The sequence below is a fragment of the Microbispora sitophila genome (assembly GCF_014892245.1).
Taxonomy (GTDB): Bacteria; Actinomycetota; Actinomycetes; order Streptosporangiales; family Streptosporangiaceae; genus Microbispora; species Microbispora siamensis.
On the sequence record NZ_JADBGC010000005.1, the window covers coordinates 205,965 to 217,819 of the forward strand.

11 protein-coding genes are annotated in these 11,855 nt (G+C 73.6%); 7 read left to right on the plus strand and 4 right to left on the minus strand.

Going from position 1 to position 11,855, the window contains the following annotated elements; genetic code table 11:
• Positions 1-28: 28 nt before the first annotated feature.
• The 3 genes from IL992_RS11110 to IL992_RS11120 are packed head-to-tail and all read left to right on the plus strand — an operon-like array spanning position 29 to position 3,949.
• Positions 29-931 carry a pseudouridine-5'-phosphate glycosidase gene (locus IL992_RS11110; RefSeq protein ID WP_193203242.1) on the plus strand — a complete coding sequence of 301 codons (903 nt, stop codon included), beginning with the start codon at positions 29-31 and terminating at the stop codon, positions 929-931.
• Complete coding sequence (locus tag IL992_RS11115) at positions 928-1,866, plus strand: carbohydrate kinase family protein (RefSeq protein ID WP_193203243.1); 939 nt, start codon at positions 928-930, stop codon at positions 1,864-1,866. Before IL992_RS11110 ends, IL992_RS11115 begins: the two co-directional genes overlap by 4 nt.
• Before the next feature lie 37 nt (positions 1,867-1,903).
• A complete protein-coding gene (locus IL992_RS11120) occupies positions 1,904-3,949 on the plus strand; it encodes a hypothetical protein (RefSeq protein ID WP_193203244.1) in 2,046 nt (681 codons plus the stop codon).
• A 63-nt stretch (positions 3,950-4,012) separates the two neighbouring features.
• Here the strand turns inward: IL992_RS11120 and IL992_RS11125 are convergent, their stop codons facing one another.
• From IL992_RS11125 to IL992_RS11135, 3 genes are all read right to left on the minus strand, one after another.
• Positions 4,013-4,603: a signal protein gene (locus tag IL992_RS11125; RefSeq protein WP_226872709.1), complete on the minus strand. Its 591-nt coding sequence runs from the start codon at positions 4,601-4,603 to the stop codon at positions 4,013-4,015.
• A 109-nt stretch (positions 4,604-4,712) separates the two neighbouring features.
• Complete coding sequence (locus IL992_RS11130; protein ID WP_193203245.1) at positions 4,713-5,156, minus strand: GNAT family N-acetyltransferase; 444 nt, start codon at positions 5,154-5,156, stop codon at positions 4,713-4,715.
• An 81-nt stretch (positions 5,157-5,237) separates the two neighbouring features.
• On the minus strand, positions 5,238-6,122 hold the full coding sequence (locus IL992_RS11135; RefSeq protein ID WP_193203246.1) for a LysR family transcriptional regulator: 885 nt from the start codon (positions 6,120-6,122) through the stop codon (positions 5,238-5,240).
• Between the two features lie 94 nt (positions 6,123-6,216).
• Between IL992_RS11135 and IL992_RS11140 the strand changes: the two genes are divergently transcribed.
• Positions 6,217-6,582 carry a YybH family protein gene (locus IL992_RS11140; RefSeq protein WP_193203247.1) on the plus strand — a complete coding sequence of 122 codons (366 nt, stop codon included), beginning with the start codon at positions 6,217-6,219 and terminating at the stop codon, positions 6,580-6,582.
• Positions 6,583-6,587: 5 nt separating this feature from the next.
• On the opposite strand, the gene IL992_RS11145 is transcribed toward IL992_RS11140, so the two are convergent.
• Positions 6,588-7,955 (minus strand): cation:dicarboxylate symporter family transporter, encoded by a 1,368-nt coding sequence (locus IL992_RS11145; RefSeq protein WP_319018481.1) that lies wholly within the window; start codon positions 7,953-7,955, stop codon positions 6,588-6,590.
• A 191-nt stretch (positions 7,956-8,146) separates the two neighbouring features.
• Between IL992_RS11145 and IL992_RS11150 the strand changes: the two genes are divergently transcribed.
• The 3 genes from IL992_RS11150 to IL992_RS11160 all read left to right on the plus strand — a co-directional run bounded on the left by IL992_RS11150 (position 8,147) and on the right by IL992_RS11160 (position 11,807).
• The gene (locus IL992_RS11150; RefSeq protein ID WP_193203427.1) at positions 8,147-9,790 is read left to right on the plus strand and encodes an ATP-binding protein; all 1,644 of its coding nucleotides are present in this window, start codon (positions 8,147-8,149) and stop codon (positions 9,788-9,790) included.
• Positions 9,787-10,458, plus strand: coding sequence for a response regulator (locus IL992_RS11155; protein WP_193203248.1), 672 nt, complete (start codon positions 9,787-9,789; stop codon positions 10,456-10,458). The genes IL992_RS11150 and IL992_RS11155 overlap by 4 nt, the downstream gene beginning before the upstream one ends.
• Positions 10,459-10,523: 65 nt before the next feature.
• On the plus strand, positions 10,524-11,807 hold the full coding sequence (locus IL992_RS11160; RefSeq protein ID WP_193203249.1) for a molybdopterin-dependent oxidoreductase: 1,284 nt from the start codon (positions 10,524-10,526) through the stop codon (positions 11,805-11,807).
• The last annotated feature ends 48 nt before the right edge of the window (positions 11,808-11,855 follow it).

Genomic DNA, 11,855 nt, shown 5'->3' on the forward strand with positions numbered 1-11,855 from the left:
AGAACCCCAAGCGGGAGACAGGAGAGACATGCGCGTTTCCGATGAGGTCGCCGAGGCGCTGGCCGCCGGCCGTCCGGTCGTCGCCCTGGAGTCCACCATCATCTCCCACGGGCTTCCCCAGCCCCGCAACCTCCAGGTCGCCCTCGAACTGGAGGACATCGTCCGGCAGGCGGGGGCCGTGCCGGCGACGGTGGCGGTGCTGGACGGCGTCCCGCGGGTGGGCCTGGACAAGGACGGGCTGGAGCGGATCGCGACCGAGCCGGGCCTGCGCAAGCTCGGCTTCCGCGACCTCGCCCCGGCCGCCGCGCTCGGGCTGAGCGGTGCCACCACCGTCTCCGGCACCTCGTTCCTGGCCGCCAGGGCGGGTGTGCGGGTGTTCGCCACCGGGGGTCTCGGCGGCGTCCACCGCGGCTGGACCACCGTGCAGGACGAGTCGGCCGACATCGACACGCTCAGCCGCACCAGGATCACCGTGGTGTGCGCCGGCGTGAAGTCGATCCTCGACGTGCCCGCGACGCTTCAGCGGCTGGAGACCAAGCAGGTCACCGTCGTCGGCTACCGGACCGACGAGTTCCCCGGCTTCTACCTGCACAGCTCCGGCGAGCCGGTGGACTGGCGCATCGAGACGCCGCAGGAGGCCGCCGGCGTCATGCGCGCCCAGGACACGCTCGGCGGGCTGGACACGGCGCTGATCGTGGCCAACCCGGTTCCCGTCGATCTCCAGCTCGACCCGGACCTGCACGACCGGGTGCTCGCGGAGGGCCTGCGCGCCGCCGAGGAGCGCGGGGTCACCGGGCAGGCCATCACCCCGTTCCTGCTGGAATACCTGGTCGAGGGCACGGGTGGAGCGTCGCTGGAGGCCAACCTCGCGGCCGTACGCGGCAACACCCGCCTGGCCGGGGAGATCGCGGCCGCCTGGGCGGCCGGGTGAGCGGTCTGCTGGTGATCGGCGACGTGGTCACCGACGTCGTCGCGCTGCACGACGGCCCCGCGGCCACCGGCACCGACACGCCCGCCGACATCGCGTTGCGCCCGGGCGGCTCGGGGGCGAACACCGCCTCCTGGGCCGCCCGGCTCGGCGCCGACACCCGCCTGCTGGCGCGGGCCGGGTACGACACCGGCGAGTGGCACGCGGCCCAGCTGACCAAGGCCGGAGTCCGGCCGCACCTGCGGATCGACCCGGAGCGGCCCTCCGCCGTCGTGATCGCCATGGTCGACTCCACCGGGGAGCGGTCCATGCTCACCAACCGAGGGGCGAGCGGCCACATCGGGGTCGGCGACTGGACGCCCGACCTGCTCGACGGGGTCGGGCATCTGCACCTGTCGGCGTACACGATGTTCGCCGAGCCGGGCCTGGAACTCGTGCGGCTCGCCATGCGCGAGGCCGCCGGGCGTGGGATCCCCGTCAGCGTCGATCCGGCCTCCTGCGGGCCCCTGCGCGCGTTCGGCACCGAGCGGTTCCTCCGCGAGACGGCCCCGGCGAGCGTCGTGATCCCCAACCTGGAGGAGGCGCTGCTGCTCGCGGACGCCGTGGATCCCGAGGCGGCGGCCCGCACCCTCAGCGCCCACTACGGCACGGCGGTGGTCAAGCTGGGGGCCGGCGGTGCCCTGCTGGCCCGCGATGGCCGTATAGTCGCCAGAGCGGCCGCGCCCCCGGCGGAGGTGGTCGACTCGACGGGCGCGGGAGACGCGTTCGCCGCGGGGTTCCTGGTCGCCTCGATGGCCGGGAGCACGCCCGAGGAAGCCCTGCGCAAGGGGTGTGAGGCGGGCGCGGCGGCGGTCGCGCAGGTCGGCGCCCGGCCGGATCCTGGGAACTTTACCCTATTGACACCAATTGCTGGTTTGCGGCGTAAGCTGCACCATTAGCAACATGCGTCACTCTCGGGAGGGTGCGGTCATACCGATGGACGCCGAGTCAACGATCTGCCTGAGCGACCTGGTCCCGGCCCTGCGCTGGAGCCGTCCTCAGCAGGTGGCCGAGATGCTGGCCGACCCGCGCCTGCCCGGCGGCTGGTGGGCCTCCGTCGGGATCGGCCGCGCGATGCGGGCGACCGGCGTTGACTGGCTCTGCGAGCGGCTCGCCCGCCTCGCCGTCGGCCGCTGGGATCATTTGCCCCTCACCGACCTGCTCCCGGCGCTCCAGGTGCACACCGTGGACCCGGCCATGCCCGGCTGGCCTGATCCCGTACGCACGGTGGTCAACCACCTCGGCGGGTGGTATCGGCTGCGCCGCCTGACACCGTGCGATCTCCAGGCCCCGGCCGCTCCCGCCTCGCCCGAGGTCCTCCTGACCACCGTGTTCCGGGAGGTGTTCGGGCGCCTGGAGAGCGAGCTGGCGTCCGGGCGGTCCGAGCAGGCGCTCGCAGGGGGCGAGCCCGCGCCCCAGGCACAGGTCCAGGCACAGGCACAGGCACAGGTCCAGGCACAGGCACAGGCACCCGCCGGTCCCGCCTCCGAGTCCCTTCCCCAGGCCGCGCCCGGGACGACGTCTCAGCCGTTCCCCCAGGTCGCGCCGGGAACAACGTCACAGCCGTTCCCGCAGGCCGGGACCTCCTCCCAGCCCTTCCCGCAGGTCGCCGCCCCGGGAACCACCTCGCAGCCGTTCGGCCGGCCTGCCTCGCCGGCGCCCGGGCAGGCCGCCGAGACGCCCACCCAGACGCCCGCTCAGCAGGGGCAGGCACCCGTCCGGCCCGGGCGGGGCGCGCCGTCGCAGGCGCCTGTCGCGGAGCCGGCCAAGCCCGCCACCCAGCCCTTCGCCCGGCAGCCGGGGGCCTCGATCCCGCCGCCCGCGGCCGCCCCCGCCCAGCAGCCCGCGGCCGAGGCGGCGCGGGAGCGGCAGCCGGCCGACCTCAGCGCGCACCCGATGGTCGCGGTCGTCGAAGGCCTGTTCCGCGGCTGGGACCCGCTCGCCAGGGCCGTCGCGGCCGAGCGGCTGTTCGCCGCCGAGCCGGTGAGCCTGCGCACGCTGGCGCACAACCTCAACGTGGACCGCGAACTGCTCTCCCAGGCCCAGCGCACGGCCGAGGAGCGGGTGCTGCTGTGGCTGCGCTCCCCCGACTCCGCGCCGCTCACCGGCCACTTGTTCGGGCTCACCGAGTGGCTGGGCGCCGCGGCCACCCAGGAGCAGCTCATCTCGGCGGACCCGTCCCACCCCATCGAGGTCCCGGCCCTCGGCACGCCGCTGTGGCGGGTGCTGGTCACGCTGATGCCCGACCGCCGCCTGCAGGACGGCTGGCTCGTGGTGGGCGACCTCGCGGGGCTGCGGGACAAGACCCGCCAGCTGCTGGCGAGCAAGCCCGCGGACGCCGACGTCGTGGAGCTGCTCGGCCAGCTCGGCATCCGCGCCCACTCCGCCAAGGCGTGGCTGGACTCGATGCCGCAGGCGAGCTCCCCGTCCGAGCCCGGCCCCCTGCCCACCCGGCACGGCCCCGACCAGACGGCGAAGCCCACGCCGCTGCCCCGCCGTACGCCCGGCGCGAACGGGCACCACCACGGCCGCGGCGGGGTCCCGATCCCCTCGCAGGCCAACAACGGGCCCGACGCCGCCACCGCGCTCGCCGCGCTCAACGCGCTCACGAACGGCAACCTGAACGGGAACCTGGCGGGGGGCGTGCCCCGGCCGCATCTGGTGCCGAACCCCCGCCCGACCTCCAGCCCGGCCTCCGACCCCCGCCGCTGGCAGCGGATCGACGTCACCAGCGGCCATCTGCGCGGCGAGCCGGTGGCGGTCCCCGAGGGGTACGCCGCCCAGCTCGGCATGCGCCCGGGGACGCTGCTGTCGGTCACCGGCCCGGGAGACAACGCCGTCGTGCTGGTGTGGCGCGACCGGCAGCCGGTGTTCGACTCGCTCCAGCCGGTCCTGATGCGGCTGAACGCGCGGCCCGGCGACTCGGTCTACGTGACCGTGGACGGCTACCGCCTGGACGCCCAGCTCACCTCGACCGTCTGACCGTCCCTGCGGCGCGTGGCGTACGGCGCGACGCGCGGGATCTCTCCGGAAGGGCCGGTCGGGTCATGCCCGCAGCCCGGTCCCGACGATGAGCGTGTAGTTTGCGCCGACGCGGAAGCCTCCGGAGGACCCGTGGATGGTCAGCGTGTGGCGGCCGGGCCTCAGTGGGTCCAGACGCGCCCAGAGCCCGCACGCGTAGTACGTCTCCGTTCCCTCCACACCGGTCAGAGGATTGCCCGCCACACCGGTCACGGCGACGTCGTCCTCTTCCATCCGTTCCGGTGTGACCGGCCGGCCGTCGAGGACGGCGCCGCCTTTCGCCGTGGCCATGAAGTCCTCGCAGTCCGCCTGGTCGCCGACCAGATTCACCAGCGGGAACACCAGCGGCCTCCCCGCGGGAAGCGCGCACGTCCGGCGTACGGTGCCGCCGAAGGTCCCGGCGAGGAACCAGACGTCCTCCGGCTGGTTGCGATCGCAGAACTCTCCGGTGTCGTCCGCGACGGGGTTGGTGCTCTCGGTCTCGGAGGACGCCCACGTCCACCAGCGTCCCTGGATCGACTCCGCGGGCGAGGCGGACGGCTCCGGAGACACGACGTCGTCCGCGCCGCTCGTGCGGGCCGCCGCGCCGCAGCCGGCGAGGAGACTGAGAAGCACCAGAAGTGGCAATAGGGATCTTGGGGACATCCGGGAATCATAGACTCGATCATCGCCGCCCTCACGGCGATCAGGAGTTTCCGGATCCCGCGAGCCCCGGATAACGGGCTCACATCTTCGGTCTGAGCATCTTGCGGTAGTAGGTGGCCGACACCTCGTAGCCGAGGGCGCCATAGAATTCGGCGGCCCGCCGGGTCGCCAGCGCGACGTATCCGGCCTGCCGTGAGCGCGCCCACGTCTCGAACTCCTCCAGCAACCGCCGCCCGATGCCGTGGCGGCGATAGCCGCTCTCGATCATCGCCTCCTCCACCCACGCGACCCTGCCGTTGGCGAACAGCGTGAGGTGGGTGAAGCCCAGCAGGTAGCCGCGTACGGTCCCCTCGACCGTGGCGACGATGAGGAAGGCGTCCTCGTTCTCCAGGAGTTGCGGCAGCGCCGCGTCGAACGGCGCACGCTCGGGCCGGAACGTCAGCGCGAACTCGCGGGCGAGCGCGAAGATCTCGTCCGCGTCGGTCTTCTCGGCCCTCCGGAGCTGGAGATCACCAGACGTCATGAAAGGGACTCTAGGAGTACCTGGGCACATACGTCCAATCCAAGCCCACGTCCCGAGACCGGAGGCAGACGGGAAGGCCCCTCAGACGGCGGTGACGGCGAAGGACCGCCGGGCGTGCCGCACGAACTCGCGTACGGCGGGGCCCTGCCCGCCGCGCCACACCAGCGCGAGCAGCGCGGGCGTCTCGACGTCCTCGATGGTGAGCGCGGTGAGCCGGTCGCGGTGAGCCGCGGCCATCGACTCGCTGAGGACGGCGACGCCGAGCCCACGGGCCGCGAGGCCGGCGACGGCGTCGGCCGCCCCGGCCTGCAGTGCGATCACCGGCTGGAGGCCCCGGGCCGCGCAGGCCTCGTCGAACACCGCGCGCAGGCCGGTGCCGTACGGCATGCAGACGATCGGGTGCGAGCCGAGGTCGCGCAGGGTGACGCCGTCCCGGCCCGCGAGGGGGTGGCCGGGCGGGACGGCGGCGACGAGCCGCTCGCTGATGACCGTCAGCGTCTCCAGGCCGTCCGGAGCGGCGGCGAGCCCGGCGAGGGCCAGGTCGAGGGCGCCGGAGCGCACCCCCTCGACGAGCCGGTCGGAGCCGTCCTCCAGCAGGGAGATCTCGACCCCCGGGTGGGCTCGGTGGAACGCGGCGAGGGCGTCGAACAGCGGCGTGACGGTGCAGCCGACGACCATCCCGACGGTGAGCCGGCCCCGGATGAGGCCGGTCACCTCGCCCACCGCCTGCCCCAGCGCCCCGGCCGCGGCGAGCGCGGCGCGGGCGTGGTCGAGCGCGGCCTTCCCCGCGACGGTCAGCGTGACGCTCCGCGCGGACCGGTCGAACAGCTCGGCGCCGAGTTCGCGTTCGAGCTGCCGGATCTGGGCGCTGACGCCCGACTGGCTGATGTGCACCCGCTCGGCGGCCCGGGTGAAGTTGCGCTCCTCGGCGACCGCGACGAAATACTCCAGCTGGCGCAGTTCCATAACTACTGATTCTAGTTCCCATCAGATCTATCTGTTGGACTTCTGACGGGCGGATCGGCAGGCTGGAGGCCGTACGAGAGATCGGGAGGAACCCATGCCGGAGTACGAGAAGGCCATGCGGCCGGAGGACATCACCCGCCTGTTCGTCGAGCGGTCCAACGCCGGGGACGCCGAGGGTGTGGCGGCCCTGTACGAGGAGAACGCGGTGCTGGCCTACCCGCCGGGCGGCGTGACGGTCGGCCGGGAGGCGATCCGCGCCCTGTGGGAGAAGGTGCTGGCGAACCGCCCCCGTTTCGAGCCCGAGGAGCCACTGCCGACCTTGGTCAGCGGCGACATCGCGCTGACCTCGACCCCGCCGAAGGACGGCGCCGGCGCCCGGGCCCAGGTCGTACGGCGCCAGCCCGACGGAAGCTGGCTGCGGGTGCTCGACCAGCCGGAGTTCGCGCCGCCCGCCCGCTGATCCGGTTACGGGTGGGCCGCCGGGGCGGGGGCGGGGGCGGGGCCCGCCTCGGGGGCCGGGGCGGCGCCCTCGTCGTCCACGAACGTCGCCTCGTCGAAGGGGGCCCGGCCGGCCAGCACCTCCTCCGCCCGCGAGCGGTCGAAGTCGCCCACCCACGTGCCGATCAGGACCGTGGCGACCGCGTTCCCCGCGAAGTTGGTCAGCGCCCGGGCCTCCGACATGAACCGGTCGATGCCCACGATCAGGCCGACGCCGTCCACGAGGGCCGGCCGGTGCGACTGGAGGCCCGCCGCCAGCGTGGCGAGGCCCGCACCGGTGACGCCCGCCGCCCCCTTGGACGCGATGATCATGAAGACCAGCAGGCCGATCTGCTCCCCCGCGGAGAGCGGGGCACCGGTCGCGCGGGCCACGAACAGCGTCGCCATGGTCAGGTAGATGGCGGTGCCGTCGAGGTTGAAGGAGTAGCCGGTCGGGACCGTGATGCCGGCGACGGTGCGGCTCACCCCCAGGTGCTCCATCTTGGCGATCAGGCGCGGCAGCGCCGACTCGGAGGAGGACGTGGACAGGATGAGCAGGAACTCCCTGCCGAGGTAGCGCAGCAGCGACAGCAGGTTGATCCGCGCGCCCAGCCACAGCACCGCGCCGAGCACGACCCCCACGAACAGCAGGCACGTCAGGTAGAACCCGCCCATCAGCACGGCCAGGCTGCGCAGCGCGTCGAAACCGCCCGCGCCGACCACGGCGGCCATGGCGCCGAACGCGCCGACCGGGGCCGCCCACATGATCATCGCAAGGACGCGGAAGACGAGCCGCTGCAGGTGGCCGATCCCTCGCAGGATGGGCGCCGCACGCTCCCCCATCGCCTGCAGCGCGAAGCCGGTCAGCAGCGCGACCAGCAGGGTCTGCAGCACCTGGCCCTCGGTGAACGCCGAGACGAAGGTCGCCGGGATGATGCCGAGCAGGAACGACGTCGTGTCGCTCTCGCCGCCCTTGGCCGCCTGCTCCTCGGCGGCCTTGCGCAGCTCGTCGGTCAGCTGGAGCCCCTCGCCGGGGTGCAGGACGTTGCCCACGAGCAGGCCGATGGCCAGCGCCACCGTGGACATGACCATGAAGTATCCGATGGCCAGCCCGCCCACCTTGCCGACCTTCGCGGCCTGGGCCACCGATCCGACGCCGAGCACGATCGTGCAGAAGATGATCGGACTGATCATCATCTTGATCAGGGCGACGAAGGCCGTGCCCAGCGGCTTCAGCGCGGCCCCGGCGTCCGGCGCCGCCAGCCCCACGGCGATGCCGAGGACGACCGCGGCGATCACCGCCAGGTACAGATAATGGGTCCGGTCCCGGGGCGCCCGGCTCATCGTGGTCGTCACACGACCCTCCTCGTCCTCATGCGGGCCCGCGACGGCGCGGGCGGAGATGCGATCTGGTCGGTGACTATGCGCCGCGGTAGTGACCTGGGTCACTATTGCGTACATTTCGTTCACGGCGGTTTTCACCGGCGCGCCCCGGTGAACCCGCGCAGACCCGCACGTGGAACGAGGACGCTGAGGCCGTGACGACGATGACCACCAGGCTCGGACGCTGGAGCCTGGCCCGGCAGGTGCTCGTGCTGCAGATCCTGGTCGTCGGGATCACCGTGGCCGGCGCCACGCTTCTCGGCCTCCTGCGTACGAGCGAGCTACTCGGCGACGAGGCCGCGAGGACGACCAGGGCGGTGGCGATCAGTGTGGCCGACGCGCCCACCGTGCTCGACGCGCTGGACGACCCCGACCCCTCGGCCGTGCTCCAGCCGTACGCGGAGCGGGTGCGCGCGGAGGCCGGGCTCGACTTCATCACGATCATGAACAGGGATGGCCGCAGGTACACGCATCCCAACCCCCGGCAGATCGGCGGGCGCTTCCTCGGCACCATCGCGCCCGCGCTGGCCGGGCGCACGTTCACCGAGACCTACACCGGCACCCTGGGGCCGTCCGTACGGGCCGTCACCCCCGTACGGGACGCCACCGGCCGGGTCCGGGCACTGGTCAGCGCCGGCATCACGGTGGCGAAGATCAGTGCCGAGGTGCGCGAACAGATCGGCTCGGCCGTACTCACCGGACTGCTCGGCCTGGCGGCGGGCATCGCGGGCGCCTACCTGGTGGGCGCCCGTCTGCGCCGTCAGACGCACGGGCTGGGCCCGGCTGAGCTGAGCCGCATGTACGAGTACCACAACGCGATCCTGCACGCGGTGCGCGAGGGGCTGCTGCTCGTCGACCGCGACGGCCGGCTGACCCTCGCCAACGACGGCGCCCGCGAGCTGCTCGGCCTGCCCGCGGACGCGGAGGGACGGCACGTGGGCGACCTGGGCCTGTCGCCCTCGCTGGCCGCGATGCTCGGCTCCGGGGAGAGCCGGTCCGACGAGATCCACCTGACCGGGGAGCGCGTGCTGGTGGCGAGCGCCGCCGTGGTCCGTTCCGGTACGCGCTCGCTCGGCACGGTGGTCACGCTCCGCGACCACACCGAGCTGCAGGCCCTCACCGGGCAGCTCGACGCCGAACGCGGCTTCGCCGAGTCGCTCCGCTCGGCCGCGCACGAGGCCGCAAACCGGCTGCACACGGTCGTCGCGCTCGTGGAGCTGGGCCGCGCCGACCAGGCGGTGGAGTTCGCCACCGCGGAGCTGCGGGCGGCCCAGCGGCTCACCGACCGCGTGGTGGGCGCGGTCCGCGAACCCGTCCTCGCGGCGCTGCTGCTCGGCAAGAGCGCGGCGGCCGCCGAACGCGGGGTCGACCTCGTGATCAGTCCCGGCAGCGAGCTCGACGACGTCGCCCTCGACGCCCGCGACCTCGTGACCATCGTCGGCAACCTGATCGACAACGCGATCGACGCCGCGGTGCAGGGCGCGCCGCCCGCCCGGGTCCGCGTCCACCTGCGCGCCGAGGACGGCACGTTCCTGATCCGGGTCGCCGACAGCGGTCCCGGGCTCGACCCCGGAGTCGTACGGGACGTGTTCCGGCGCGGCTGGTCCACGAAGGGCGACGGCCGGGGGCTCGGCCTCGCGATGGCGGGGCAGGCGGCCCGGCGCCTGGGCGGCGGCATCGAGGTGGGCACCGGTGGTCAGGGCCCCGGTGGTCAGGGCGCGATTTTCACCGTACGGCTCCCGCTGCCGCCCCGGCCGGCCCACGATGGCGTGACAGGCGACCCGGCGCGCGAGGAGGTGCGGCCGTGATCACGGTCCTGATCGTGGAGGACGAGGAGCTCACGGCCGAGGCGAACCGCCTGTACGTCGAGCGGGTGCCGGGCTTCCGGGTCGCCGGCGTGGCCAGGTCCGGAGGCGAGGCCGTCCGCGCGCTGCGCCGCGAACCGGTGGATCTCGTGCTCCTCGACCTCTACCTGCCGGACATGCACGGGCTGGACGTCTGCCGGGCCATGCGGGCCGCGGGCCTTCCCTGTGACGTCATCGCCGTCACCTCCGCGCGGGACCTGTCGGTGGTCAGGTCGGCCGTCTCCGCCGGGGTCGTGCAGTACTTGCTGAAGCCCTTCACCTTCGCCCTGCTGCAGGAGAAGCTCGAGCGATACGCGGCGTTCCGGTCGTCGATCAGCGGGCCGGGCGAGGTCAGCGGCCAGGGCGAGGTGGACCGGGCGCTGTCCACCCTGCGCGGGACCGCCCGCCCCCATCTGCCCAAGGGGATGACGGGCGACACCCTGGAGGCGGTGGCGGGCGCGCTGCGGAACGCCGCCGGCGGCATGTCGGCCCAGGCCGTGGGCGCGGCCGTGGGGGTGTCCCGGGTGACGGCCCGGCGCTACCTGGAACACCTCGTCGACACCGGCGTCGCGCGCCGGGTCCCGCAGTACGGCGGCCCGGGCCGCCCGGAACTCCGCTACACCATCGCCTGAACGAACCCGCGGACCCGACGAGGCATTTGTCCAGGAATGGGCAGGTATAGGTCGGGGTGAGGGCCATGGAAGATCGTCGTCGACAGGACTGGGCCGAGAGCGGAGAGACGGGTTGCTCCCGCCGCCGGTTCCTCGCCTACTCGGCCGCGGGACCGCTGGCCCTCGCCGCCGTACGGCAGGCGCCACCGCGGCAGGCCGCCCCTGGGACCGCCCGGCAGGACTTCGTCGTGCAGGAGACCCCGTCCCGATACTTCTCCCACCGGGGAAACGGCTCGGAAGAGATGAAGTGGGGTCCGGTCGGCGGATATGGGGACCTGATTCCCAACGACCGGTTCTATATCCACAACCGGGCCCGTCCGCCGCACATCGACCGTTCGTCGTGGCACCTGGAGATCACCGGTGACGCGGTCTCGCGTCCCAGGTCGTTCTCGTACGCGGACCTGCTCGCGCTGCCCCAGGTCACCCTGCGCCGCACCCTCGACTGCGGCGCGAACTGCTCGGCCTTCTTCCCCGAGCTCCCGCCGTCGGGCGACGGCCGATGGCTTCCCACCGGTTACACGCAGTGGCACTTCGGCGCGGTCGGCGCCGCCGAGTGGACCGGCGTACGGGTCAGGGACGTGCTCGCGGCGGCCGGACTCGGCCACGCCGTGGACGTGCGGTTCACCGGCCTGGACGAGATCGCCACCCCGGAGGGGACCGTGCACTACTCGGAGGTCATCCCCGCGGGCAAGGCCCTGCGGGACGACAGCCTGCTGGTGCATCACATGAACGGAGCCGACCTGCCCGTCGACCACGGCTACCCGCTGCGCGCCCTCATGTCCGGGTGGGGCGCCAACACGGCGGTCAAGTGGCTCGGCACCATCGAGGCGTCCGTACGGCGCCTGCCCGCGCAGGGGCTCCAGCGCAACCAGGTGCTCGTGGGCCCCTCCTATCCCACCCCCGTCCGGCCGACCGTCGGCCGGATCCGCAGCGCCCTCGAACTCGACGACGGCGTCACGCTCCCGCCCGGCGACCACACGCTGCACGGCCGGGCCTGGTCCGGCGCCGGGGCGATCGACCACGTCGACGTCGCGATCGAGCGGCTGATCGCCCCCGGGCGCTGGGTGGCGGAGACGCCCTGGCGCGGGGCGAGACTCCTCACCCCGCCCGAACCGCTGATCTGGGTGCGGTTCGAGGTGCCGTGGCGAGGGGCGCGGCCGGGGCGATACCGCGTGATGTCGCGGGCCCGCGACAAGGCGGGCAACGTCCAGCCCCGGCCCGCGGACGTCCCGTGGAACCAGCACGGGCTCGGCTACGACGGCCACGCCCCGCTGTACCTCACCGTCCTCCCGCCCCGGACCATGCCGTAGAGATCCGCGTTCGCCCGCGGGGACCCCGCCGCGCGCCGCAGGCGCAGT

Bases quoted from the DNA above. Each gene is read 5' to 3' on its own strand.
- IL992_RS11110 (WP_193203242.1), top strand. From the start codon at position 29: ATGCGCGTTTCCGATGAGGTCGCCGAGGCGCTGGCCGCCGGCCGTCCG.
- IL992_RS11120 (WP_193203244.1), top strand. From the start codon at position 1,904: ATGGACGCCGAGTCAACGATCTGCCTGAGCGACCTGGTCCCGGCCCTG.
- IL992_RS11130 (WP_193203245.1), bottom strand. From the start codon at position 5,156: ATGACGTCTGGTGATCTCCAGCTCCGGAGGGCCGAGAAGACCGACGCG.
- IL992_RS11135 (WP_193203246.1), bottom strand. From the start codon at position 6,122: ATGGAACTGCGCCAGCTGGAGTATTTCGTCGCGGTCGCCGAGGAGCGC.
- IL992_RS11140 (WP_193203247.1), top strand. From the start codon at position 6,217: ATGCCGGAGTACGAGAAGGCCATGCGGCCGGAGGACATCACCCGCCTG.
- IL992_RS11150 (WP_193203427.1), top strand. From the start codon at position 8,147: ATGACCACCAGGCTCGGACGCTGGAGCCTGGCCCGGCAGGTGCTCGTG.
- IL992_RS11160 (WP_193203249.1), top strand. From the start codon at position 10,524: ATGGAAGATCGTCGTCGACAGGACTGGGCCGAGAGCGGAGAGACGGGT.